This window comes from Paenibacillus sp. 01L418, assembly GCF_056400045.1.
The window spans coordinates 1-721 of sequence record NZ_JBFTSN010000841.1 but is presented as its reverse complement, the minus strand read 5'-3'; the positions used below and the strand labels follow the sequence as shown (position 1 = coordinate 721).

Sequence of the window (721 nt, the reverse complement as noted above, 5' to 3'; positions counted from 1 at the left end):
CTCTTATTTTAGAGACGGGGGCCTTTTTTATTTTGATAATAGGAGGAATTACAATGATTCATAAGCTGATTATTGGAGCAATTGAAGAAATAACGCAAGGCATGCTGGAAGAGGGACGTACAGAGCGACCTGAAAATCTCAAAATTGCGGTCGAGCATCCCGTTAACTTAGCGCATGGCGATTATAGCAGCAATATTGCGATGCAGCTTGCTAGGCTTTTAAAACGTGCACCTTCATTGATTGCAGACGACTTCAAACAAAAGTTAATCAAGCATCCAAGTCTTTCCTCATCCATAAAAAAGATTGAAATTGCTTCACCCGGGTTTCTTAACTTTTATGTGAATTGGTCTTGGTGGGCAGTCAATGCAGATCAGCTATCTTCGCAGAAAACGACAGTTAACAAAAAAGTGCTTGTTGAGCATACATCTATCAATCCAAATAAATCAGCGCATATTGGTCATTTGCGTAATTCCTGCGTAGGCGATACGATTGCGCGAATGCTCAGAAGGACGGGTCATCAGGTTGAGGTGCACAACTACATTGATGATCTAGGCAACCAATTAGCGGATACGGTGGTAGGCATTCTTCAGACAAAGTCGGTGCTGCCTTACGAGCGTTTTGGGGATTTTTGCTGGGATACGTATTCAAGCATTAATCGAGCTTATAAAGAGCAGCCAGAATTGCTTGAACAACGTACCAAGGTTCTTGCAGAGCTGGAAGA

General features: G+C 42.4%; 1 protein-coding gene. It reads left to right on the top strand.

The annotated features are described in order from the left end of the window. Window positions 1–53: 53 nt before the first annotated feature. Window positions 54–721, top strand: a 668-nt coding sequence (gene argS / locus AC1DSE_RS36060; RefSeq protein WP_477529217.1) for an arginine--tRNA ligase domain-containing protein, incomplete at its 3' end; no start/stop codon positions are given.